The following is a 22,438-nucleotide window of genomic DNA, read 5'->3' as shown; positions in this document are numbered from 1 at the left end:
TTTTCGTCAGCGCCTTGTTTAGCGGCAACGAATAATAATATACCACCTCGCAAATAATAGTGCAATAGTTTTTCAAAAGAAAATCAAAAAAGTTTTATGAGCGGCTTGTTTCTAAAAAAGCGCCGTACTGCGATAAGCAGAAACGGCGCCTTCCCTTTTATTATCGTTGTCTCATTTGAGGGAATAATAAAACGTCTCTGATAGACGGAGCATTTGTTAACAGCATGACAAGGCGGTCGATACCGATACCCAATCCCCCGGTCGGCGGCATGCCGTATTCAAGAGCTTCAACGAAGTCTTCATCCATCATATGCGCTTCATCGTTTCCTTCTTCTCTTTCTTTTAATTGCGCTTCAAAGCGTTCCCTCTGGTCAATAGGGTCATTCAGCTCCGTAAACGCATTAGCGTGCTCACGGCCGACGATAAACAGTTCAAAACGGTCTGTAAAGCGAGGGTCCTCCGGATTTTTCTTAGCAAGAGGAGAAATCTCTACAGGGTGGCCGTAAATAAATGTAGGCTGAATGAGTGTTTCTTCAATTTTTTGTTCGAAGAATTCATTGATGATATGACCCACCGTCATTGAGTTTGTGATCTCGATACCATGCTCTTTTGCATGACCGCGCGCTTCTTCAACAGTCATCTCATTCCAGAAATCTACACCTGTCGCTTCTTTGACCGCATCTACCATGTGAAGTCGTTTCCATTCAGGTTTCAGATCAATCTGCTCTTCGCCGTACTGGATTGTGGTGCTTCCAAGCACTTCCTGCGCAATATGTGCTACGAGGTTTTCCGTAAGACTCATAATATCTTTATAATCGGCGTACGCTTCATACAGCTCGATCATCGTGAATTCAGGGTTATGGCGTGTAGAAACACCTTCGTTACGGAACACGCGGCCGATTTCGTAGACTTTTTCCAATCCGCCGACAATCAGGCGTTTCAGGTGCAGTTCAATCGCAATACGCATATAAAGAGGCATGTCGAGCGCGTTATGGTGCGTGATGAACGGGCGTGCAGACGCTCCTCCCGGTATGCTGTGCATCGTAGGTGTTTCAACTTCTAAGTATCCATGGTCATCTAAGTATCTTCTCATCGCTTGGATGATTTTGCTGCGTGTGATAAACGTTTGTTTGCTGTCAGGGTTTACGATGAGATCGAGATAGCGCTGGCGGTAACGCTGTTCAACGTCTTTTAACCCATGATATTTATCAGGAAGAGGACGCAGTGCTTTTGTCAGCAGTTCAAAAGATGTCGCTTTGACAGAAAGCTCGCCTACGTTTGTTTTGAAAACTTTCCCCGTGATGCCGATAACGTCTCCAAGGTCTGAAGATTTAAAGATTTCATATTGTTCTTCGCCGACACTGTCTTTTCTTACGTAAATTTGAATTTGACCTTCTAAGTCCTGCAGATGCGCAAAGCCGGCTTTCCCTTTTCCGCGCTTTGTCATCATACGGCCTGCAATGGTCACTTCGACCGCTTTTTCTTCCAGTTCTTCTTTAGAAAGCTCCTGGTAGGCGTCAATGATCTGTTGAGATTGATGCGTTCTCTCGAAACGTTCGCCGAAAGGGTCAATGCCGTTTTCTCTCAGCTGGTTCATTTTATCTCGTCTGACTTGCAGCTGGTCGTTCAATTCCTCATGATTTTGCTCTTCTTGACTCATTGGTATCACTCCGTTACATTTTGATTTCACGAAAAAGCAGAAAAACTGCCAGCGGTAAGCTGGCAGTGAGCAGCAATAGAGGGTGTATATTAACCTACTTTTGCATCTTGAAGCTCTTTTGCCTCTGCTTCGGCGGTAAATGCATCTAAAAGCTGCACAACTTCTTCACGCGTCTCACATTGGTTAATTTCGTTGCGTACATTCGCATTGCCTCTGACACCTTTCAGGTACCAGGCAGCGTGTTTTCTCATTTCTCTGACTGCCACATTTTCGCCTTTTAACTTAATCAGGCGGTCTAAGTGCAGTTTGCATACCGACATTTTTTCACGGACTTTCGGTTCGTCTTTTAACTCGCCGGTTTCAAGGTAGTGCACCGTACGGTAAATCATCCACGGGTTGCCGAGTGCGGCCCGGCCGATCATGACGCCGTCAACTCCTGTTTCCTCAAGCATGCGTTTCGCGTCCTGAGGCGTTTTGACATCACCGTTTCCGATGACGGGAATGGAGACGGATTGCTTCACTTCTTTAATGATATCCCAGTTCGCAGTGCCTTCATACATTTGCACTCTTGTGCGGCCGTGCAGGGCAACGGCTTTTCCGCCGGCACGTTCAACAGCTTGGGCATTTTTCACCGCATAAATGTGCTCTTCATCCCAGCCCATTCTCATCTTCACTGTAACCGGCTTATCAACAGCATCTACTACTGCGGATACCATTTCATAAATCTTATCGGGATCGAGAAGCCATTTGGCGCCCGCATCACATTTTGTAATCTTGGGTACGGGACATCCCATGTTAATATCAATAATATCAGCAGTCGTGTTTTGATCTACAAACTTCGCCGCTTCCACAAGGGTTTCCTTTTTTCCTCCAAAAATCTGAAGGCTGAGCGGTTTTTCACGTTCATCAATGTAAAGCATCCCCATTGTTCTGGCGTTATTGTAAAGAATCGCTTTGTCACTGACCATTTCAGCGCATACCAATCCGGCTCCGAATTCCTTTACAGTCAATCTGAACGCTGAGTTGCAGACACCGGCCATAGGCGCAAGCACAACCCGGTTTTTCAATTGAATATCACCGATTTTAAACATTTTTCCCCTCCTTTCATTTGTCTATTTTTCAGGCGGGGCCAATTCGTCCGCACTTATATTTAAAACATCTGCCGCATCTTGAATGATGGCATCTGATGGCAATCGGTTTCCGCGTTCAATTTCACCGACAATAGAAACTGATATACCTAATGCTTTTGCAAATCCTTCTTGAGTATAACCTTTCAGCTTTCTGAATGCACGAATTCGCCTACCCCAGATTTCTGCTTCCATACTCTTACACCTTCTTGGTTTGTTTCAGCGCTTATCGTGATATGATCCGCCTGCGGGCATATTTCTTTTAACGGCGCAAGGACAAATAAGCGCTCATACATTCTCGGATGCGGAACAATCAGCCGCTCTGTTTCAATATTTTCACGATTATACAGCAAAATGTCAAGGTCTGCCGTCCGCGGTCCCCAGCGAATCTCTCTCGTTCTGCCTAATTCAGCTTCAATGCTCTGCGTTACATCAAGAAGTTCAAAAGGAGATAACGACGTTTTCACTTCAACCGCCATATTGAGAAACTGATCTTGATCCTCATAGCCGACGGGATCTGTTTCATATATGGAGGACACCTTTGACACCGTCACGCCATGATGCCGGCTGAGCATGGCCACTGCCTGACGCAAATAATGTTCACGGTCGCCCATATTGGAGCCGAGGCCGATATATGCCGTATTGTTCATGATTTCTTTCTCGTCATTTCTATGGCTACTGATTTATAATGGCCGGGAATCGGCGGGTCAGGCTTAACAACCTTTACCGTACATTGCTGCACCGGCTCAAATTTCTCAAGGACGGTGTCTGCGATCCGTTCCGCAAGGGTCTCGACCAAATTAACGGGCTCGCCCTCAACGATGCCGCGGCAGACACTGTACAATTCCGCATAGTTAATGGTATAAGAAAGGTCATCCGTTTTTCCCGCTTTGCTCAAATCCAGTTCGGCAGTCAGGTCTACTTTGAAGCGCTGGCCGAGTTTGTTTTCTTCTTCGAACACGCCGTGATATCCGTAAAACTCCATACCTTCCACATATACTTTATCCATAATGTACGCCTCCTTTGTTCAACATAGCATCCATCATCTTCGTCATTCTTGCGATCTCTTTGACATCGTGCACCCTCACAATGTCGCAGCCTTTTTGGACGCCAAGGCATACTGTCGCTCCCGTTCCCTCGGCACGTTCTTCAGGGGGAAGGTCAAGCACACGGCCGATGAACCTTTTTCTCGATGTCGCCAGAAGCAGCGGATAACCTAACCCGCTGAACACCTCCAGCTTGTTCATGACAGCCAGATTGTCCTCATAGTTTTTCGCAAAGCCGATCCCCGGATCCAGAATCATGTTTTCATCTGTGACGCCGGCTTCTGCGGCAATTTTTACGCTTTCCATCAAGTCTGCAAGCATATCAGGAATAAGATCGTTGTAGTTTCTTTCCATGCGGTTATGCATTAAGATAATCGGAACCCCGTGTGCGGCGGCTACTGACGCCATGTCAGGATCACCTTTCGCCCCCCAGATGTCATTAAGGATAGAGGCTCCCGCTTTGACTGCTTCGTCTGCCACGGACGCTTTGTACGTATCGATTGAAAGCGGAATGTCCAGCTCGCTTGTGATCCGCTCTATGACGGGGATGACTCGTGACATTTCCTCATCAGCCGACACGAGTGATGCGCCGGGTCTTGTCGATTCGCCGCCGATATCTATGATATGCGCCCCTTCTTCAGCCATCTTCGCCGCATGCAGAAGCGCCCTTTCCGTACTGTCGTATTTGCCGCCGTCAGAGAAGGAGTCTGGCGTTACATTTAATATCCCCATAACGAGCGTCTTCTCTTTATAGGAAAGAGCGCCTTTTTTTGTATGAATCAGTTTAGGCTGTTCAATTGTTTGCTGCGCCATTTTGTTCCTCCTCCTGTACATTCATTTTATTTATTTCCTGCTGATACTGATTACGGAGCAATTGCACCGTTTTTCCGCTCACTCCGGGCAGCGGCACTTCCTCTATTTTAGAAAACGGGATGATTTCAAGCACGGAGTTTGTCAACCATGCTTCATCCGCTTCAAGCATTGATTGAAAACGGAATCGGCCTTCGGTGACTTCTGTCCCCTGCCGTTTCAATTCATCAATGACAAACTGTCTCGTTACACCATCGAGAATTCCCGTATCCAAGGATGGCGTAAAGACCTTGTCTCCTTTTCGCCAAAACACGTTGGAGACAATGCCTTCCGCGACATCTCCTTCTCCGGTCAGGAAAATGCCTTCAAGATTGGGATCATTCCCGATCTCCCGTTTAGCATACATGTTGTTTAAATAGTGATGGGATTTTAACCGGAAATATCCTTCAGGCGTATTTCTCCTGATAGAGAGAAGCTTGCCTTCTTTTTGAACAGGCAGAGTTTCCGGATTGAGCCGGTTGACGAAACAAAGGACGGTCGGCTTTTCATAAGTCTGCGCGGCAAACCCTTTATCGCTGACGCCTGCCGAGATGTTAAGCCGGACACGCGCGCTGCCGTCCTTGATGTCATTGAGGAGCAACAGTCTCCGAAGCATATCAAGCAGCTCCTGTTTGTTCACCTCATATGCAATCTGCAGATCCCGAAGCGCCCTGTTGAGCCTGGCGACATGCGCATCCGGCAGAAACGGCCGGCCGCTGTAAAGCCTGAACGTCTCGAACGCGCCGATCCCGTACAAATAACCATGGTCAAAAGGAGAAAGCGCCGCTTCTTTCTCCTCTATATATTGACCATTCAAATATATAATCACACCGTCACTTCCTTTTTGCGGTGTGTCTCTATAAAGTTTCTGAGCATCTCTTTGCCGAAGGAGGTCATGATGGATTCCGGATGGAACTGAACACCTTCAACAGGCAGCTCATTATGGCGGATTGCCATAATTTCTCCTTCTTTGGTTTGAGCGGATACCGTAAAACAATCCGGCAGCGTGTCCGCTTTGACAATAAGTGAATGGTACCGGGTGGCGACAAGCGGATTTTGCAGCCCTTTAAAAATCGTCTGTCCGTCATGCATAACTTCTGACGTTTTGCCGTGCATGAGCCGCTCCGCTCTGACGACATCGCCGCCGAATACTTGCGCAATCGACTGATGCCCGAGACATACGCCGAAAATAGGAATACTGCCGGCAAAATGTTTGATCGCTTCGAGGCTGATCCCCGCTTCATCAGGACTGCACGGCCCGGGTGAAATCATTAAGAAATCCGGTGCCAGCTCTTCAATCTGCTCAATTGTAATCTCGTCATTCCGTCTGACGATCAGTTCCTCCCCGAGCTCACCCAAATATTGAACCAAGTTGTACGTAAATGAATCATAATTGTCAATCATTAAAATCATCTCTGCTCACCTCGTCTAATTTTTTGTCTCTTCTTCGCTCAGCTCTAACGCCTTTTTCATTGCAAAAGCTTTTTTGAACGATTCCTTGTATTCATGCTTCGGAACCGAATCAATGACTACTCCTGCTCCGGACTGCATGAAAGCATGTCCGCCGGCTGCATAGATCGTCCGGATCACAATGTTAAACTGCAAATCTCCGTTGAATCCGAACCAGCCTATAGATCCAGTATAAAGCCCCCGTCTTGTCGGCTCAAGCTCTTCTATAATTTCCATCGTTCTCACTTTGGGCGCTCCCGTGATGGTGCCCCCCGGGAAAACCGCATGAATAATGTCTGTCGCGTCATATCCGTCCTGCAGTTCCCCCTGTACGTTAGACACGATATGCATGACGTGGGAATACTTTTCGATCGCCATAAATTCGTTAACCCGCACGGAGCCGTAGCGCGATACGCGCCCGAGATCATTGCGCTCAAGATCAACAAGCATGACGTGTTCCGCACGTTCTTTTTCGTTGTGAATTAATTCATCAGCCAAAGCCTTGTCTTCAGCATCGTCTTTTCCTCTTGAACGCGTACCCGCGATCGGTCTCGTTTCAAGCTTCTTCCCCTTCTTTGTCACCAATAGCTCCGGCGACCCGCATATCACTTGAAACCCCGGTGTCTCGAGATAGGCCATGTAAGGAGACGGATTGACGTTTCTCAAGTGTTTATACACCTCATACGGATGAACGGATAAGGACTGAGACTGCCTGATGGACAAATTAACCTGGAACACATCGCCGCTCGCGATATATTGTTTAATTTGTTCTACAGCCTGCGAAAATCCTTCCTCAGTGAACGGAGCGGCGTACGATCCGTCCCCATTCCGATTCAGCGGTGAAAAAGGCTCGTCCGCCGTTTGAAGGGAACACCACATGTCCTCTAAGCCGGACAGCTTTTCTTCCGCAAGATCCGCTTCTTCCGCTTCAGTATGGGTAATGAGCCATAACGCCTCTTCCTCATGGTCATAAACGGCCACATCATCAAAAACAAGAAAGTAAATATCAGGTGTTTCCAGATCATCTAACGACAGCATCTTAAAATTCTCAATATATCGGGCGTAGTCGTAACTGATAAAACCAATCGCACCGCCTTGAAAGTCCGGAAACTCAACGTTTGTTTCCGTTCCGAGCGTTCCAAACCATTCATGAAAGGCCCGCAGCGGGTCACCTTCTTTAAACAGTGTTTCCCCCTCATGCTTGATCGTTGTAATTCCGTCTTTTCCTCTGACGGACGCAATCGGATCTAGACCGGCTATACTGAATCTTCCCCCTCTCGCGCTTTCGAGCAGAACATGCCGTTTTCTCGATTTCGAAAGGTTTTCATATCGCTGTAAAAATGCTTGTTTCGTAAAAGGTATTTTTCTTCCTGCCGGTCTGCGTTGTGCCATCATATCAATCCTCTGCTTCGTTTTACTGTAGTTTTATTTTAAAGCAATCACACTGGTGAAAAAAGTGAATTTCACTTCCAACCATAAAATTCGAAACGTTTTTTGGATTTCCGATGCTTCAGGCACAAAAAAACTCCCGGATACAGCCGGGAGCCGTGTGTATGTCTCTATTCAAACTGATAAAGCGGTGTGCTTAAGTAACGTTCTCCGTTACTAGGGATGATCGCAAGCACTTTCTTGCCTTTCCCCAGTTTTTTCGCGATTTCCAGTGCCGCGTAAATGGCCGCTCCGGAAGAAATGCCGCCGAGAATCCCTTCTTCTTTTGCCGTTTTACGGGCATATTCAAATGCATCCTCGTTTTTGACGGGAATGATCTGATCATAGATGTCCGTATTCAATGTTTCAGGGACAAATCCCGCTCCGATACCCTGAATTTTATGCGGGCCCGGTTTTCCGCCGGAAAGAACTGGAGAATCCGCCGGCTCTACCGCATAGATTTTGATGGATGGATATGCTTCTTTCAGTACTTCGCCCGCTCCCGTGATGGTTCCGCCGGTACCGATTCCGGCCACGAACGCATCAAGCTGGTCGTCACCAAACTGTTCTACGATTTCTTTCCCCGTCGTTTGGCGGTGAATTTCCGGGTTTGCCGCATTGTTGAATTGCTGAGGCACAAAGTATCCGTGTTCCTCGGCAAGTTCTTCCGCCTTTTTAATGGCGCCCTTCATTCCTTCTGCGCCGGGAGTCAGCACAAGCTCCGCTCCGTATGCGCGCAGCAGATTGCGTCGCTCCATACTCATTGTATCAGGCATAACGAGAATGGCTCTGAGACCTTTAGCCGCTGCCACCATCGCAAGACCGATTCCTGTATTTCCGCTTGTCGGTTCAATGATTGTGTCGCCGGCTTTTAATTTTCCTTCTTTTTCAGCCGCTTCAATCATCGCCACTCCGATCCGATCTTTTACGCTGCTGCCCGGATTCATGTATTCAAGCTTCAGATATACATCTGCACTGTTTTCATCCGTCAGGCGATTCAATTTCACAATAGGAGTATTTCCGATTAGTTCAGTAATAGAATTTGCAATACGCACCATGTTGGACACCTCAATTTCCGACTAAATTTATTGGTATTATAAATATAAGTTATCAATTTCAAAATTTTTTGTCAATCATTTAGTTCTTTTTTCCCCGTAGAACCAAGAGACCCCCGCCTCTTTCCACAGCGTTTTGACTGTCGCCTTGTCACCTAATTGATCCATCGCGATCTGGCGTCTGATTTGGCTCTTCACTTCATTGTATGAGAAAGTTCTCGCTTTAAGCTTTTCTTTCAGCTGAATGACGGCGTATCCTGAAGAAACTTTAATCGGTTCAGCGGACCATTCATCTTCTTTAAGACTTTTAGCTTCTGTGATATATGCCTGCGGGATATTTTCCTGGTTTTCTGTCACAAAGCCGAGGTCTCCGCCATACTGAGACGTGTATCTGTCCGTGGAACGCTCAGCGGCGACGGCTTCAAAGCTGGAACCGCCTTTCAAATCAGCAAGCACCCTGTCCGCCTCATCTTTGTTTTTGACGACAATGTGCCGTATTCTGTATGAATCATCGAAATGGTACAATTCTTTATTTTTATTATAAAATGATTGCATTTCCTTATCCGATATATCGATATCCTTGGTCAGCAGTTCTTCAAGAAGAATGTTGTAGCGGATCTGGTCTCTCCATTCTTTTTCGGTAATATGGCTGTCTTCATAAAATGAATTATCTACCGCTTTGATTAAAAGAAACTCCCGATCCAATTCGCTGTTTGAAACTGTGAGTTTATTCTTTTTCGCAAGCTCTTCCACTACTTCTGCATTAATCATGTCTTCCAGAGTTGATTTTCCGTACTGGTCTTCCATCTTTTTCATCCAGTCTTGCCGTGTGATATGTTTATCACCGATTGTCGCGATGGATTCTTCAGATGACCCCGCGGCTTGGGATTTTGTTAACTTATACGCCACTGTCACACTGCATACTAACAGCGCCGCTACAATAATCGTCAAAAGTGTTCTCGATTTCAAAATCTACCCCATCCCTTTTATAAAATAGAACAACCCGCTAAAGAGCTAGCGGGTTGTTTCGTCACGAAGCTCTTCCAGTTCTTCTTTTGTAAATAAATATTTCTCATTACAAAAATGGCAAACCGCTTCGGCTTTTCCGTCTTCTTCTATCATATCTTGTATTTCTTTTTTGCCTAGTCCTAAAATGGCCGTTTCGAATCGATCTTTTGAACAAGAACAGTGAAATTTGACCGGCATTGTTTCGAGAACGTCCGGTTTTTGACCCAGAACTTCTTCCAAGATTTCTTCCGGTGTCAGGCCTTTTTGAATCAATTTTGAAATCGGTTCGATTTGAGATAATTGCTTTTCAATTGTTGAAATGGTTTCTTCATCAGTCCCCGGAAGAAGCTGAATGATGAACCCGCCCGCAGCGAGAATCGTGTTATCAGGATTTACTAGAACACCTACGCCGACAGATGAAGGGACTTGTTCAGAAGAAACAAGGTAATACGTGAAGTCGTCACCGAGTTCACCCGAGACAATCTCTACTTGTCCCGTAAAATAATCACGCAAGCCCAAATCTTTTACGACACTGAGTGTTCCGTCAGTTCCGACCGCCCGTCTGACATCCAGTTTCCCTTGTTCATTGAGATCAAAATGAACGTGCGGGTTTGATACGTATGCTCTTACCTCACCCTTTGCGTTCGCATCTGCGACAATGGCTCCGATCGGGCCGCCGCCTTCTATTTTGACTGTCAGCTTATCTTCACCCTTAAGCATCGCTCCTAGCATCAGAGAAGCTGTCATCGTCCGGCCGATTGCGGCTGATGCCGTCGGCCACGTGTCATGCCTTCTTTGCGCTTCATTAACCATATCTGTCGTTCTGGCTGCATAAGCCCGCACTTTACCGTCATATGCAATTGCTTTAATTAAATAATCCATCGTTTACCTCCTATACGTGACCCACGCGATTTCGCTCATAAATGATTTCCAGCCCTTTCAGAGTGAGAAACGGGTCAACAATATCAATACAGTCTGATTCGTTTGCGATTAATGACGCAAGCCCGCCTGTCGCAATGACTTTCGGTTCCTGTGTTGCCTGCCATTTCATCCGCTTCACTATACCTTCAACTTGTCCGACATAGCCGAAAAGGATGCCGGACTGCATGGCGCTTACCGTGTTTTTGCCGATGATATTGTCCGGACGGGCAATTTCAATTCTTGGAAGCTTCGCCGCACGTGAGTACAGCGCTTCCGTTGAAATCGTAATGCCGGGAGCAATCGCGCCGCCCATGTATTGTTTGTTTTCATCAATGTAGCAATACGTCGTCGCCGTTCCGAAATCAACAACAATTAAGGGGCCGCCATACTGCTGGATCGCCGCAACGGCATTGACGATCCTATCAGCTCCCACTTCTTTCGGATTGTCATACTTTATATTTAAACCTGTTTTCATTCCCGGGCCGACAACTTGCGGCTCGATGTGAAAGTATTTTGTGCACATTCTTTCTAAAGAGAACATAATCGGCGGCACCACGGATGAGATGATAATCCCTTCAATCTGTTCAAACATGAGTCCGGAATGTTCAAATAAGGAGCGGAGCAGCATGCCGAATTCGTCTTCTGTTTTGTGCCTGCTCGTTTCTATGCGCCAATGATATTCTAATTCCCCATCATGATATACACCAATCACGGTGTTGGTGTTCCCCACATCTATAACCAGTAACAACCTCTATCACCACTTTTGAATAGTTTCTAATCATAACATTTTCAACATTCTACAATACCATACACGATCTGCGGCTCTTTTGTAAACAAAACGGAACCAGTAAAAAAACCGCCGGTATACGCCGGCGGTTTTCATATCAGAAAGCGAACTATTCTTTCGGCTCGTCTTTCTTTTCGTCTTCTGTTTTAGACAGGATGTTTACTTTCACATCGTCTTTTTGAAGATGGTCATCTGAGAAATTGCGCTCAGGGAGTTTTCCGTGATCCACGAGATGCTTGATTTGTTCCGCATCTAATGTTTCCACATCAAGCAATGTCTGAGCAATCAATTCAAGCTTATCGCGATTTTCAGTCAGGATGGTTTTCGCACGCTCATAACATTCTTTAATGATGCGCTGAATTTCCTGATCGATTTCGTAAGCGATCTGATCACTGTAGTTTTGCTCGTTGTTGAAATCCCGGCCCAGGAATACTTGACCGCCTTGAGATTGACCGAACTGAAGCGGTCCGAGTTTTTCTGACATACCGAACTCTGTCACCATTCTTCTGGCAATGCTCGTTGCCCGCTGGAAGTCATTGTGAGCCCCCGTGCTGACTTCGCCGAAGATAATTTCCTCGGCAACCCGTCCGCCCAGAAGACCGACAATTTTATCGAGAAGTTCAGGTTTTGTCTGGAAGTAACGGTCTTCTCTCGGAAGCATGACCGCGTATCCGCCCGCCTGCCCCCTCGGAACGATCGTTACTTTATGAACCATATCGGCTTCATCCAGCACAAGTCCGATAACGGTGTGACCGCCCTCGTGGTACGCCACGATATTGCGTTCTTTTTTCGATATGACGCGGCTCTTCTTCGCAGGACCCGCAATGACACGGTCCGTCGCTTCATCAATGTCGCGCATATCAATTTTCTTCTTGTTTTGACGGGCAGCAACAAGTGCCGCTTCGTTAAGAAGGTTTTCTAAATCGGCGCCTGAGAAACCGGGTGTTCTTGAAGCGATTGCTTTTAAGTTCACCGTTTCATCAAGCGGTTTGTTTCTCGCATGGACCTGTAATACGGCTTCACGGCCGATGACATCCGGACGGTCTACCGTAATCTGACGGTCAAAACGTCCCGGACGAAGCAATGCAGGGTCGAGAATGTCCGCACGGTTTGTCGCAGCGATAATAATGATTCCTTCATTCGCACTGAAACCGTCCATCTCAACAAGCAGCTGGTTCAGCGTCTGTTCGCGTTCATCATGCCCGCCGCCAAGACCTGCGCCGCGCTGACGTCCTACCGCGTCGATCTCATCAATGAAGATCAGACAAGGCGCATTCTTTTTCGCATTTTCGAATAAATCACGCACACGGGAAGCACCGACACCGACAAACATTTCAACGAAGTCAGATCCGCTGATGCTGAAGAAAGGAACGCCCGCTTCACCGGCTGAGGCTCTCGCAAGCAATGTCTTACCGGTTCCCGGAGGTCCGACCAGCAGCACGCCTTTAGGAATTCTGGCGCCAAGCTCGGCGAATTTGCGAGGATCTTTCAGAAACTCAACAACCTCAACAAGCTCCTGCTTCTCCTCATCCGCGCCGGCTACATCTTTAAACTTCACGCGTTTCTTTTCTTCCGTATACAGCTTCGCTTTGCTCTTTCCGAAGTTCATGACACGGCTGCCGCCGCCCTGAGCCTGATTGAGCAGGAAGAAAAACAGAATAAAGATGATGACAAACGGAATGATCGTCGTTAAGAACGTCACCCACCCGCTTGTTTCCTGTGCGGGATCAACTTTTACGTCCGTCTTTTTAATTGCATCAAATATCTGGTCTGCTCCCTTTCCTTCAGGAACATGTGTTAAAAAGTACTGGTCTTTGTCGTATTTTTTCAGCTGTCCTTTTACCTCATAAACACCTCTGACAGGCTGAACCGATACGCTATCAACTTTCCCCTCATCGAGGTTCTTGATAAACGTACTGTACGACATATTTTCTGTCTTCGGGTTTGAAGTCTGGAAGTAACTCACAACCCCGATTACTACTAATAAAATAAGTAAATAAAAAATGGTATTACGGAAGACCCGATTCATTCCTTACCTCCTCCCACAGTAAGCACAACTATGTTCAATAGTACCATAGAAAATCATTCCAATACAACCGATAACCATCTCGGAAGCAGGCAGCCGATCAGCTTTCATAAATCGCCGGTTTTAATACTCCGATGTAAGGCAGATTGCGATAGCGTTCGGCATAATCAAGTCCGTAACCCACAACAAACGCGTCAGGAACTTCAAAGCCTACGAAGTCTGCTTTAATGTCCGCTTTTCTTCCGCTTGGTTTATCCAACAGGGTAACAATCTTAATTGATTTCGCTTTACGATATCGGAAGAGTTCTACGAGATAGCTCAAGGTTAACCCACTGTCGATAATATCTTCAATGATTAAGATGTCCCGGCCTTCTACAGATGTATCCAAATCTTTGATGATTTTGACTTCTCCGGAAGAAACCGTGGAATTTCCGTAGCTTGATACATCCATGAAGTCCATTTCCAAATATGTATCAATATGCTTTATAAGATCAGCCATAAAAGGAAGCGCTCCCTTTAACACACCGATTGCCAACGGAAACGTGTCGCTGTACTCGCTTGTTAATTGTTCTCCAAGCTGTTTTACTTTCTGCTGGATCTCATCTTCTGAGATCAGCACTTTTTCGATATCCTGTTTCATGTTAATGCTTGCCCCCTACACTTTTCATGCTGTCTATATTGTAATACAATGCGGTCACTGTTTGAAATCACAAGATCGTCAAAGATGGATTTTTTCAAGCCAGGCAGCCAGATAATTTCACCGCTCGCATCCGTTACAATCGGCCATTCGTCCCGATCCCGCAGAGGCAGTTTATGATCAATAAATATATCTTTCACCTTTTTCGAGCCATTCATCCCTTTAAGTTTGATCCGGTCGCCGATTTTTCTCGTCCGGATTGTTAAAGGAAATTGCACCTTGTTTCTGCTTGTCATAAAAACAGCATTCCCATTTTTGATATGAGGATCAGCCTGATCGGCCACCTCTATCATAAAGCCGTTGGGGAGAACAGCAGTCTCGCCTTTCGCTCCTTGCAGCTGCAGCTCAAAGGGAACTTTTTCACATTGCCATTGTTCAAATGTAAACAAACATGTCTGATATGATTTGACCACCTTGAGCCCTTTCGGAAAATCAAGCACTCCCGAGGCGCTTCCATTTTCCGCCCATTCGAGAAACTGCTGTATGTGGCGGGCGGAAAACGACGATGGAACGTTTTCATAAAGATAGTTTAATATTAGTTGAACTCCTCTTCTTTGTAAAGGTATCGGAAGGGCAAGCAATTGAGAGGAATTGACTTCAACCGATGTGTCTGACTTGCTTGTAATAACCTTATTCATTCGTTCTTTCGTTAATGACTGCAGGTATTGTTCGTCTTCTGTCAGTGCTTCACTCACCTTTTGAAACATTTTATGAACGTCAGGTGATTCATGTTTTAAAAAAGGAAGCACGGTCTTTCTGAATCTGTTTCTTGTATAATCGTCTTTTGCATTGCTCTCATCCGTTCTGTAGCTGAGCCCTTCTTGACGGCAGTATTCAAGGATTTCATCCTTTGCCGCATAGAGGAAAGGCCTGATCAGCCAGCCGGATGCAAATTCGCGGACGGGCTGCATTCCCGCAAGCCCTGCCCCGAGCGTACCTTTCGCAAGCCTCATGAGGATTGTCTCAACCTGGTCATCGCCGTGATGAGCCAGCGCCAAAAACTTCGCTTGGTGTTTTGTCATCAGATCTTCGAAAAACTGATATCTGCAATCACGCGCGGCAGCCTGCTTGTTCAGCTTATTCTTCTTTGCGTATGCAGAAACATCAATCTGTACCGTTTCGCAGAGGATGTGTTCCGCTTCGCAATATGACTGCACAAACTTCATATCTTCTTCAGATTCAGGACCCCTGAACTGATGGTCGACATGCGCCGCTATGATAACGGAGGAATGCCCGAAGTGCTTATTCAGCATACTGAGAAGCGCCATTGAATCAGGGCCTCCGGAGACCCCGGCAATAATCGTTTCTCCCTCCGCCTGAAGATGATATGTTTTGAAAAAATCTTCCACGCTTTTCACAATGTCCCCCTCACAATGAGCAGGTTTTTTAAAGATATACATATCCTATCACTTTCATTCCCTCCAAGCAAAGAAGAAGCATGAGCGCAGGCGTCCGGCCGGCACTAGATGAGAAAAAAGACGATGTAAGCGAAATAAAGGGCGAGAACGCTGATTAATATAAGTGTTGTTTCAAATAAACCATTGTGCTTTGCGGGTTTTTGTTTAGGTTTATACCGCGTTTGAGATACAGTGCCCTGCCGCGGTTTTGATTGCGGCGGCTTAGGCTTGGCGGCGGCTTTCCTTTTGCTCCCGGCGCTCTGCCCCGCAGTCAGGATGTCATGCTTCATGGCTTCCGCAGACGGATATTGGCCGTTTAAAGCAGAAAACAGAACCTTCTTATACTTATCCAGAAACGGGTGGCCTTCAATGATAGAACGAAGCTGTTCTTTCGGCTGTCCTGACTTTTTGCACTCTTTCTTCTGGGCACAGTGGATCATGATCATTGCGACAGCAAAAAGGTCATAGGATGGTTCTGCTTTTCTTGTTCCATACCCCCAATAGCCCCTGTCGTAAAACTCCGTATACTCTTTAATCGCGCGGCCCTGTTTTGTCGTTCCCCCTACATCAATGCAGCGAATGGCAGCCGGTGGTCCGGTTACAATGAGATTGTCCGGTTTGAGGTCGCCAAAAACCCACCCTTGCTGATGAAGGACTGACAGGCTGGAAAGAAGCTGCACCATCAGCACCGGAATCCACTCCGCTCCCTTACTGCTGATATATTGCGGAAGAAGCGGCCCTTCTATGTACTCCATCACGTAAAAAGAGACATTTTTATTCAGTTGCGGAATAAACGCGTCGTCCGCATCAAAAAAAGAAGGCCCCATCGTTTGCGACCGGGCCTTTGAAAAGGATTTTAAGACATTCACTTCAGAGGTAACAGACATGCTGTCGCTGCTTATTTTCAAAGCGACCTGTCCGCCTGATGCTTCTGCCAGATATACAATACCGTTAGCCCCTTTTCCAAGCTGTTTGAGCAATCTGTAGGATTTGCCGTTCCATTTGCCCTGAATTGCCGTCCCCGGTGCCAGACTACATGCCAAACTCGTTAAAGCGTCGTTCATCATCTGCCAACATGCTCCTTCTTGAGCGGATTCTCTCAAACTGCTGCGTCGCTTCCCGGATAGCGGGGCCCGTAGGGGTGATACCGCCGGTCGACAGCTTCGCAAAAAGTGCAGAAAGGGATTCAAGCTTCGGCGTCCAATTCAGCACAAGCTCAACTTCCTGGCTTTTCCCGGGAAATATACACATTGCAAATTCATTTTGTCCGGCCCGGGAATTTAAACTGATGGAAAGATCGATCAGCGCTTCTTTCACCGTCGGCAGTTTCGGCGCCATACTCGCACTCGTATCAACCAGCACAAGCACTTGCAGATGAACCGTTTCGCCGAGTTCATCAACCACTTCCATCACTTCGCCGCGTTTTTCAGGAGAAAGCTCTTCCATTTCAACGTTTTTCCCTAAGATTTGTTTAAGCTCTTGATTGACGACACCTTGCAGCGTCTGGGTCATTGCTTTTTTCGTCACCATTTGAACCGTCTGAGACAATTGTGACGCATACACAACTTGATGGACGCCGCCTCCGGCCATGGCGATGCCTTCAACTTCCTTCATTGCTTCTTGGTCAATCGCGTTTTCTTCCATAATTCCTATAACATTCACCGTAATCCCCTGCTCCTTGGCGAAAGCCGCCATTGCGATCGGGTCTTCACCATGATTGGAGCAGCCATCTGTAATCAGCAGAACTTGATTTAAATGTCCCTTATTCACATACATTCCTCCCGGTGATACGATTAGTCCCATCTTCGCCAGAAGGAAAGTGATTTATACGAATGGATTAAGAAATCTCCTTTTTATTTTGGAAAACCGCCGGCATCGGTATGGAAGCCCATTTCGGCGTGTTGTGGTCAATCCGGACAACAACCACTGTCATATCGTCTTCGATTTGGCCGGAACGCGTTCTGATGACCTCTTCCATTAATATATCAGCGATTTCTTGCGGGTCTTCGGTTTTCAGCCCTTTCATTTTCCGTTTCATCCACAGGTCGTGGTTTTCAACGTGCTTCGGCCCTTCAAAAATACCGTCACTCATCATGACGAGCAGATCTCCCGCTTTTAACTGTTCACTTACAACCTCCACATCAAATTCATTGATGATGCCGATCGGCAGATTGCTGGCCTGCACTTTCATGACTTGATCTCCCCGCTTGATAAAACTCGGCGTTGAACCGACCTTCAAGAATTTGCAGCTTGCATCCTGAAGATCAATGATAGAAAGATCGAGAGTTGAGTAGATTTCGTCTGTCGTCCGTAAAGACAGAATACTGTTGATCGTTTTTATCGCTATTTTTTCATCAATACCTGATTCGAGAATTTTTTCGAGCAGCTTAATCGTTTCATTGCTCTCATAATGGGCCCTCGCCCCATTGCCCATGCCGTCACTGATCGCGGCCGCATACTTTCTCGCCCCCAGTTCCATCATGCTGTAGCTGTCGCCGGAGACAAGGCCGCCGCCTTTTGCCGCATGAGCCGCGCCTGTCGATACCCGGTACGACTTGGTCGAACCGAACGCGACATGGCTGTAGCCATTCGGATGAGCCGAGTGCTGTTCGCTTTTGACAAGTATCTGCTCCTCAAGAATGTCAGACAGCATCGGGGCGATAATTTTCTCACTCTCGCCGTGTCCTCCGCTGAACGGGATTGTCATTTCGATATCAATATTGCCCTGCTCCAAGCTGTATATCTCGACATGCTGAATCTCGATTCCGAAATGCTGAAGCGCCTCTATCATTTGTTCTTCCTGAATAAAATGCTGCTCCCTCTCCCGTTTTATTTCCCGAGAAAAGTCCGCCATGACCTCAGAAACCCCCAACAGCTGCTCGGCAACAAGCCTTCTGCTGTCCTGAACTTTTCTCTTCAGTGTCAGATGGGCGTGATGGTGGGCAAGTTCGTCCTCAATCAGCTCTTCCACCTGTCTGGATTTGGAACAGTGCTGTTGAAACTCCTTTTTTAATCTGCGGTTTGAGGCATACTGTTTTTCTTCTGTTTCATGCATAACTTGTTTCATTAAGTCATATGTTTTATCAAAGTTTTGAACCCAGCATTTGCTTTTCTTATAGCAGGATTGGCACGAATGCTCGGTGATTTTGCTTAAAAAGAGATCCACTTCCCCTTCTTCCGCCTGCTCATCGGAAGACGTCTGATGAAAGGTGGCGAAGCTCTCCGACAAGGCATGAAACACATTGGAGAACTGGTCTACTTTCTGGGCGGTGACATCTCTGATTTTCCTCGCGTACTGCTGCTGTTCCTGACTGTGCTCAGCAGTGCCCGGTATGTATCGCGCCACCTTTTTCGTAATCGATTGGGGCGTAATCAAAAACAAAACAACGGCAATCAAAGATTCATAAAGAGTGGTCATTAATCCGGCAGACCCTTCTCCATATAATGAAATCAGCAGTGAGCCGATCACTAACCCGACTGCGGCTCCGGCTTTCTTTCCTTCTTTCAGCAGCCCGCCAAGAAGCCCGGAAAACGCAAGCAGACTCATTTGATAGAGGTTCCCGATATTCGCAAGCCCGAGGATCAGTCCGGTCACCACACCGACGGTACAGCCGATGCTTGCCCCGCCGACAAAGGAAAAACTCAGCACGACATAGCGGGCCAGGATATGTTCAGCCTGCATTCCCTGAAATGAAACACCCGCAAGCCCGGTTAAAACGGATGCGATCAAGATCATAAAACAGATGATTTCTTCTATTTTTAACGATTGCTTCACTTTTTTGATCGTGAAAATCGGCAGGCTTTGTAAAAAGATCAGCGTCAAAATAAAGGCCAGGCCCGCCTCGACAACAGCCATCACATAATCATAGGTGGTAAAAGCGCCGCTCTCAAAATAAACAAATCCGATTCTCGCGGCAGCCATAGAGAAAAACACCACGATCGGCAGCATCTTCACCCGGTCCTGCACGATATATGTACCGATTTTTGAAAATAGAGTGAAGACGGCCAAAGCTGTGAGAATCAATAAAGAGTGTTTCGGCGAAATGGTTAAAGCGCCCGCAAGTAAAGACAGACAAGCATAGAAGGCTTTATCTCTTCTGATCAAAAGCATCGCTCCGAAGAACGGCAGCGCAAACGGAAGAACCTCAGATAATATGAAAGCCCGTCCAAGTAAAAAACCGATCACGACATAAATGAAACCCTTATAGAAAAAAAGTGAATGCGCTTGATGGACTGTAAGCTTTGCCGCCTTTTCAAAAAACGATTGCAGTTTTTCCAGAGCTTGTCCCGCCATCGGCCCGTTCACTCTTCTTTCCGCTTTTTCCATTGCTCTCATCCCCCACCTGTTTTATTCGTTGCTTGTCATTATAAATGAAAGCCCAGATAGGATTTTGTCAAAAGAAGGTAACAATTCCAAAGAACTCTTCGACGCTTTCTCCCTTGTTCCCCTTTCCTTTCGTATTTCCTCCGACATTTCTCAAAAAGTTGTCTAAATATGAAAAAATCGGCTTCTGCAACAGAAGCCGATTCGCTTGATGACCCGTACGGGATTCGAACCCGTGTTACCGCCGTGAAAGGGCGGTGTCTTAACCGCTTGACCAACGGGCCAGATATATATGGTAGCGGCGGAGGGGATCGAACCCCCGACCTCACGGGTATGAACCGTACGCTCTAGCCAGCTGAGCTACACCGCCATATAAGGTGCTTATAAGCACAAGTTATATAATACAAAGGTTTCTTCATTCCGTCAACAGAAACTTTGAAGTTTTAATTTTCTGACTATAATGGCGCATACAAAAAAAGCACCCGCTGGGATAGACGGATGCTCCATGTATTTATAGAAAGCAGCAAGTTATCCTCTTCTTGCTCCGCGCCCTCCACGTTTTGATTCCGTGTTTCGTTTTAAAGATGATAAGCGGTCTTCGCTATCTTTAAGAAACTTGTTCATTTTCTGTTCAAAAGATTCTTTCGGACGGAAATCATTTCTAGGTCTGGCTTGCGGACGGTCTTTAGCTTTTTTAATTGATAAACCAATTTTCCCGTCTTTTTCAACGTTGATGACTTTCACTTCAACTTGATCGCCGACTTTTAAATGCTCGTTAATGTCTTTAACATAATTATCGGCTACCTCACTGATATGAACGAGACCGGTTGAGCCTCCAGGCAATTCAACAAATGCTCCGAAATTTGTAATACCTGTTATTTTCCCTTGCAACTTGCTGCCAACTTCAATCGACATAAAAAAAGTGCTCCTCCTTAGGCTTATAAAAAGATCGTTTGTTTAATTATACCTAAATAAAAATTTAAGTGTCAACAAGGCTACTTGCTCTTCTTTTCTACATTGAAGAGAATCTCACCATTTCCTGACATAAACAAGTCTCTTCTGGCAAGCTCTGTGACGTAATCCTCATCCTTTAATTTGGAAATTTCATCTTTTAAATCAGCCTGTTTCGCGTTCAATTCTTTCACTTGTTTTTCCAGCTGAGCTTTCTTTTCTTCGTTTGCGCTAAGGGAAGAGGTCTGTGACCACAGAGAACCCGCTAAGACAATAGCCGTCAACAACACAAGGGCGCCGAATACGATCAACCGTCTGAAAAGCCCTTTCCGCCTTCTTTTCATAAGCTGGGATTGCCGTTCAACCTGCTCTTTATAGTCGTTTTGGATTTCAGTTATTGTACGTTCTCTAGATAGATTCAAACCAGACGGTCCTCCTTTCACCTTTTCAAAATACGTATCATGGTCGATCTGATTGTTATGATTAGTTTCTTGCTCTTTTGTAAAAATCCTGCACTTTTTTGAAAATATCGTTTGAAAGTAAGACGCCACTTTTCAGGAAGAAGTTTCAATAATTGTTTCAACAGGAAAAACAGCGGATACAGCAAAAACGTTACGATCTTAAAAAGACACTTCGCAAAAAAGGCACTCACCCGATAGGAGTATAAAGAAACAACCGTGATCAGCCCGATGAGCAGCTTAAAGAGCAGAAGCACCGGACGGAACAGCACGTGCTGAATGAGCTTTTTTGCGAATTGGTAAAGAGACACCGCAAGATGAATGGCAAATTTCAGTATTTTTATATACATTCGTTTAAACAGGCTTTGGTACGTCGCAATACCCAGTAAGACAGCCAAGAAAATGTATACCCTGAGTTCTCCTTCATTCACGTTGAGCAGCACATAGAAAAACAGCAGACCTTGTACAATCCAAAAGAGAATGTCATGAATGAATAACAGCCATCTGGCCGTTTTGGCGCGGCTGACAAACAGCCTGTATGTATCAAGCGACGCTCCGAGCCAGGCGCCCATACCGGTCATTGCCAGCATCGTATAAAATTGGGTCGTCAGTGTCATTTAAACAACTTGCTAAAAAACCCTTTAGCTTTATCCCCTTGCTGCTCGTCTAAATATACAAGGTCAAACACCCTGCCTTTTATAGATACAATCCCTTTTTCCACATCAAGGTTTTTCATCTGCAGATTCTCGCCTCTGACGGAAAGCATTCCCATAACCGTTTCCAGCAAAAACTCTTCGTTGTCAAAACTTTCTACATGCTTGACGCCCGAAATGTCTAAATGCTTTCTCCCTTTCATCGTTACATCATGCTGTTCCGGAACAGAAGAAGAACCTTTTTGCTCATAATATGAATTCATCTATTCAGCCCCCATATCCTCGATACTTTTAGCATTATTACTGCATTGTATGAGGCGGGAGCCTTGTTTAGAACAAGCCTATTCGCCGAGTTTTTCTTCCTTGACGATTGTATACATGCCCGCGGCTTCTTCTTTTTTCGTTGTTTCTTTCAATTCGTTTACCTTCACGGTGACAAGCTTCTGGCCGAAGCGGACCGTCAGTTCATCACCGGCTTTTACGTCTGAGCTGGCTTTCGCCTGATTCCCGTTAACGGTGATTCTCCCTTGATCGGCGACCTCTTTCGCCAATGTGCGGCGTTTAATTAATCTGGATACTTTTAAAAACTTATCAAGTCTCAT

Annotated in this window: 24 protein-coding genes and 2 tRNA genes; all 26 read right to left on the bottom strand. The window is 46.1% G+C overall.

Features of this window, described 5'->3' with window-relative positions; all coding sequences use genetic code 11:
• Positions 1-160: 160 nt before the first annotated feature.
• On the bottom strand, positions 161-1,660 hold the full coding sequence (lysS, locus tag JNUCC21_RS00485) for a lysine--tRNA ligase (protein ID WP_007409949.1): 1,500 nt from the start codon (positions 1,658-1,660) through the stop codon (positions 161-163).
• Between the two features lie 89 nt (positions 1,661-1,749).
• Complete coding sequence (dusB, locus tag JNUCC21_RS00480) at positions 1,750-2,751, bottom strand: tRNA dihydrouridine synthase DusB (protein WP_007409948.1); 1,002 nt, start codon at positions 2,749-2,751, stop codon at positions 1,750-1,752.
• 21 nt (positions 2,752-2,772) lie between these two features.
• On the bottom strand, positions 2,773-2,982 hold the full coding sequence (locus JNUCC21_RS00475; protein ID WP_003150668.1) for a helix-turn-helix domain-containing protein: 210 nt from the start codon (positions 2,980-2,982) through the stop codon (positions 2,773-2,775).
• Positions 2,934-3,437, bottom strand: a complete 504-nt coding sequence (folK, locus tag JNUCC21_RS00470; RefSeq protein ID WP_007409947.1) for a 2-amino-4-hydroxy-6-hydroxymethyldihydropteridine diphosphokinase — start codon at positions 3,435-3,437, stop codon at positions 2,934-2,936. The genes JNUCC21_RS00475 and folK overlap by 49 nt, the downstream gene beginning before the upstream one ends.
• A complete protein-coding gene (gene folB, locus JNUCC21_RS00465) occupies positions 3,434-3,796 on the bottom strand; it encodes a dihydroneopterin aldolase (protein ID WP_003150671.1) in 363 nt (120 codons plus the stop codon). Before folB ends, folK begins: the two co-directional genes overlap by 4 nt.
• Entirely contained in the window at positions 3,789-4,646 is an 858-nt protein-coding gene (gene folP, locus JNUCC21_RS00460) for a dihydropteroate synthase (protein WP_007409946.1), read from the bottom strand. The genes folB and folP overlap by 8 nt, the downstream gene beginning before the upstream one ends.
• Positions 4,627-5,511, bottom strand: coding sequence for an aminodeoxychorismate lyase (pabC, locus tag JNUCC21_RS00455; RefSeq protein ID WP_080491658.1), 885 nt, complete (start codon positions 5,509-5,511; stop codon positions 4,627-4,629). Before pabC ends, folP begins: the two co-directional genes overlap by 20 nt.
• Positions 5,508-6,095 carry an aminodeoxychorismate/anthranilate synthase component II gene (gene pabA / locus JNUCC21_RS00450; protein WP_011996185.1) on the bottom strand — a complete coding sequence of 196 codons (588 nt, stop codon included), beginning with the start codon at positions 6,093-6,095 and terminating at the stop codon, positions 5,508-5,510. Before pabA ends, pabC begins: the two co-directional genes overlap by 4 nt.
• A gap of 15 nt (positions 6,096-6,110) precedes the next feature.
• Entirely contained in the window at positions 6,111-7,523 is a 1,413-nt protein-coding gene (pabB, locus tag JNUCC21_RS00445; protein ID WP_059366886.1) for an aminodeoxychorismate synthase, component I, read from the bottom strand.
• 167 nt (positions 7,524-7,690) lie between these two features.
• The gene (gene cysK / locus JNUCC21_RS00440; protein ID WP_007615206.1) at positions 7,691-8,617 is read right to left on the bottom strand and encodes a cysteine synthase A; all 927 of its coding nucleotides are present in this window, start codon (positions 8,615-8,617) and stop codon (positions 7,691-7,693) included.
• A 75-nt stretch (positions 8,618-8,692) separates the two neighbouring features.
• The gene (locus JNUCC21_RS00435; protein ID WP_061581388.1) at positions 8,693-9,583 is read right to left on the bottom strand and encodes a peptidyl-prolyl cis-trans isomerase; all 891 of its coding nucleotides are present in this window, start codon (positions 9,581-9,583) and stop codon (positions 8,693-8,695) included.
• A 45-nt stretch (positions 9,584-9,628) separates the two neighbouring features.
• The gene (gene hslO, locus JNUCC21_RS00430; RefSeq protein WP_004264606.1) at positions 9,629-10,504 is read right to left on the bottom strand and encodes an Hsp33 family molecular chaperone HslO; all 876 of its coding nucleotides are present in this window, start codon (positions 10,502-10,504) and stop codon (positions 9,629-9,631) included.
• Positions 10,505-10,514: 10 nt separating this feature from the next.
• The gene (locus JNUCC21_RS00425; RefSeq protein ID WP_007409940.1) at positions 10,515-11,291 is read right to left on the bottom strand and encodes a type III pantothenate kinase; all 777 of its coding nucleotides are present in this window, start codon (positions 11,289-11,291) and stop codon (positions 10,515-10,517) included.
• Positions 11,292-11,439: 148 nt separating this feature from the next.
• Entirely contained in the window at positions 11,440-13,359 is a 1,920-nt protein-coding gene (ftsH, locus tag JNUCC21_RS00420) for an ATP-dependent zinc metalloprotease FtsH (RefSeq protein WP_007615201.1), read from the bottom strand.
• Positions 13,360-13,456: 97 nt separating this feature from the next.
• Positions 13,457-13,996, bottom strand: a complete 540-nt coding sequence (hpt, locus tag JNUCC21_RS00415; protein WP_004264611.1) for a hypoxanthine phosphoribosyltransferase — start codon at positions 13,994-13,996, stop codon at positions 13,457-13,459.
• A complete protein-coding gene (gene tilS, locus JNUCC21_RS00410; RefSeq protein WP_369878489.1) occupies positions 13,993-15,411 on the bottom strand; it encodes a tRNA lysidine(34) synthetase TilS in 1,419 nt (472 codons plus the stop codon). Before tilS ends, hpt begins: the two co-directional genes overlap by 4 nt.
• Positions 15,412-15,515: 104 nt before the next feature.
• A complete protein-coding gene (locus JNUCC21_RS00405) occupies positions 15,516-16,517 on the bottom strand; it encodes a protein kinase family protein (RefSeq protein WP_369878488.1) in 1,002 nt (333 codons plus the stop codon).
• Entirely contained in the window at positions 16,483-17,220 is a 738-nt protein-coding gene (locus JNUCC21_RS00400; protein WP_004264624.1) for a VWA domain-containing protein, read from the bottom strand. The genes JNUCC21_RS00405 and JNUCC21_RS00400 overlap by 35 nt, the downstream gene beginning before the upstream one ends.
• Before the next feature lie 67 nt (positions 17,221-17,287).
• On the bottom strand, positions 17,288-19,777 hold the full coding sequence (gene spoIIE, locus JNUCC21_RS00395; protein WP_369878487.1) for a stage II sporulation protein E: 2,490 nt from the start codon (positions 19,775-19,777) through the stop codon (positions 17,288-17,290).
• A 209-nt stretch (positions 19,778-19,986) separates the two neighbouring features.
• A tRNA-Glu gene (locus JNUCC21_RS00390) sits at positions 19,987-20,058 on the bottom strand.
• Between the two features lie 9 nt (positions 20,059-20,067).
• A tRNA-Met gene (locus tag JNUCC21_RS00385) sits at positions 20,068-20,144 on the bottom strand.
• Between the two features lie 158 nt (positions 20,145-20,302).
• Positions 20,303-20,689, bottom strand: coding sequence for a S1 domain-containing RNA-binding protein (locus JNUCC21_RS00380; RefSeq protein WP_004264630.1), 387 nt, complete (start codon positions 20,687-20,689; stop codon positions 20,303-20,305).
• 80 nt (positions 20,690-20,769) lie between these two features.
• Positions 20,770-21,147 carry a cell division protein DivIC gene (gene divIC, locus JNUCC21_RS00375; protein ID WP_004264632.1) on the bottom strand — a complete coding sequence of 126 codons (378 nt, stop codon included), beginning with the start codon at positions 21,145-21,147 and terminating at the stop codon, positions 20,770-20,772.
• A gap of 17 nt (positions 21,148-21,164) precedes the next feature.
• Entirely contained in the window at positions 21,165-21,800 is a 636-nt protein-coding gene (yabQ, locus tag JNUCC21_RS00370) for a spore cortex biosynthesis protein YabQ (protein ID WP_011996177.1), read from the bottom strand.
• Positions 21,797-22,099 carry a sporulation protein YabP gene (gene yabP / locus JNUCC21_RS00365; protein ID WP_004264638.1) on the bottom strand — a complete coding sequence of 101 codons (303 nt, stop codon included), beginning with the start codon at positions 22,097-22,099 and terminating at the stop codon, positions 21,797-21,799. Before yabP ends, yabQ begins: the two co-directional genes overlap by 4 nt.
• 78 nt (positions 22,100-22,177) lie before the next feature.
• A complete protein-coding gene (locus JNUCC21_RS00360) occupies positions 22,178-22,438 on the bottom strand; it encodes an RNA-binding S4 domain-containing protein (protein WP_007409934.1) in 261 nt (86 codons plus the stop codon).

This window comes from Bacillus sp. JNUCC-21 (assembly GCF_041222765.1).
Classification (GTDB): Bacteria; Bacillota; Bacilli; order Bacillales; family Bacillaceae; genus Bacillus; species Bacillus velezensis.
This window is presented reverse-complemented; position numbering and strand designations above follow the sequence as displayed.

Coding starts and splice junctions, on each gene's coding strand:
- JNUCC21_RS00360 (WP_007409934.1), bottom strand. CDS start 22,438: ATGAGACTTGATAAGTTTTTAAAAGTATCCAGATTAATTAAACGCCGC.
- hpt (WP_004264611.1), bottom strand. CDS start 13,996: ATGAAACAGGATATCGAAAAAGTGCTGATCTCAGAAGATGAGATCCAG.
- yabQ (WP_011996177.1), bottom strand. CDS start 21,800: ATGACACTGACGACCCAATTTTATACGATGCTGGCAATGACCGGTATG.
- pabA (WP_011996185.1), bottom strand. CDS start 6,095: ATGATTTTAATGATTGACAATTATGATTCATTTACGTACAACTTGGTT.
- lysS (WP_007409949.1), bottom strand. CDS start 1,660: ATGAGTCAAGAAGAGCAAAATCATGAGGAATTGAACGACCAGCTGCAA.
- JNUCC21_RS00380 (WP_004264630.1), bottom strand. CDS start 20,689: ATGTCGATTGAAGTTGGCAGCAAGTTGCAAGGGAAAATAACAGGTATT.
- dusB (WP_007409948.1), bottom strand. CDS start 2,751: ATGTTTAAAATCGGTGATATTCAATTGAAAAACCGGGTTGTGCTTGCG.
- folP (WP_007409946.1), bottom strand. CDS start 4,646: ATGGCGCAGCAAACAATTGAACAGCCTAAACTGATTCATACAAAAAAA.
- folK (WP_007409947.1), bottom strand. CDS start 3,437: ATGAACAATACGGCATATATCGGCCTCGGCTCCAATATGGGCGACCGT.
- pabB (WP_059366886.1), bottom strand. CDS start 7,523: ATGGCACAACGCAGACCGGCAGGAAGAAAAATACCTTTTACGAAACAA.
- yabP (WP_004264638.1), bottom strand. CDS start 22,099: ATGAATTCATATTATGAGCAAAAAGGTTCTTCTTCTGTTCCGGAACAG.
- JNUCC21_RS00405 (WP_369878488.1), bottom strand. CDS start 16,517: ATGATGAACGACGCTTTAACGAGTTTGGCATGTAGTCTGGCACCGGGG.
- folB (WP_003150671.1), bottom strand. CDS start 3,796: ATGGATAAAGTATATGTGGAAGGTATGGAGTTTTACGGATATCACGGC.
- JNUCC21_RS00475 (WP_003150668.1), bottom strand. CDS start 2,982: ATGGAAGCAGAAATCTGGGGTAGGCGAATTCGTGCATTCAGAAAGCTG.
- hslO (WP_004264606.1), bottom strand. CDS start 10,504: ATGGATTATTTAATTAAAGCAATTGCATATGACGGTAAAGTGCGGGCT.
- cysK (WP_007615206.1), bottom strand. CDS start 8,617: ATGGTGCGTATTGCAAATTCTATTACTGAACTAATCGGAAATACTCCT.
- spoIIE (WP_369878487.1), bottom strand. CDS start 19,777: ATGGAAAAAGCGGAAAGAAGAGTGAACGGGCCGATGGCGGGACAAGCT.
- ftsH (WP_007615201.1), bottom strand. CDS start 13,359: ATGAATCGGGTCTTCCGTAATACCATTTTTTATTTACTTATTTTATTA.